This is a genomic window from Rothia sp. HMSC08A08, from assembly GCF_001808385.1.
GTDB lineage: Bacteria > Actinomycetota > Actinomycetes > Actinomycetales > Micrococcaceae > Rothia > Rothia dentocariosa.
In genome coordinates this window covers 1-735 of record NZ_KV793055.1, presented here as the reverse complement: position 1 = coordinate 735, position 735 = coordinate 1, and the positions used below count along the sequence as shown (strand labels likewise).

Sequence of the window (735 nt, the reverse complement as noted above, 5' to 3'; positions counted from 1 at the left end):
CCTCGTGCAGGACGCTCCCCTACCCAACCAGCCACAAAGACTGATTGCCACAACTTCGGCGGTGTACTTGAGCCCCGCTACATTATCGGCGCAGAATCACTTGACCAGTGAGCTATTACGCACTCTTTCAAGGATGGCTGCTTCTAAGCCAACCTCCTGGTTGTCTCAGCAACTCCACATCCTTTCCCACTTAGCACACGCTTAGGGGCCTTAGTTGATGGTCTGGGCTGTTTCCCTCTCGACAATGAAGCTTATCCCCCACTGTCTCACTGCTACACTCTCACTTACCGGCATTCGGAGTTTAGCTAACGTCAGTAACCCTCGCGGGCCCATCGGCCATCCAGTAGCTCTACCTCCAGCAAGAAACATGTAACGCTGCACCTAAATGCATTTCGGGGAGAACCAGCTATCACAGAGTTTGATTGGCCTTTCACCCCTATCCACAGCTCATCCCCCCAGTTTTCAACCTAGGTGGGTTCGGTCCTCCACACGCTCTTACACGTGCTTCAACCTGGCCATGGATAGATCACTCCGCTTCGGGTCTAGATCCTGCCACTACAACGCCCTGTTCAGACTCGCTTTCGCTACGACTACCCCACACGGGTTAACCTCGCGACAAAACACTAACTCGCAGGCTCATTCTTCAAAAGGCACGCCACCACCCCACACAAAAAGGGGGGCTATAACGGCTTGTAAGCACACGGTTTCAGGTACTATTTCACTCCCCTCCCGGGG

The 735-nt window shown here is 53.7% G+C and carries 1 rRNA gene; it reads right to left on the bottom strand.

Annotated elements, in window-relative coordinates:
* Positions 1 to 735: ribosomal RNA gene (locus HMPREF3164_RS00640) — 23S ribosomal RNA — on the bottom strand; the annotation flags it as partial.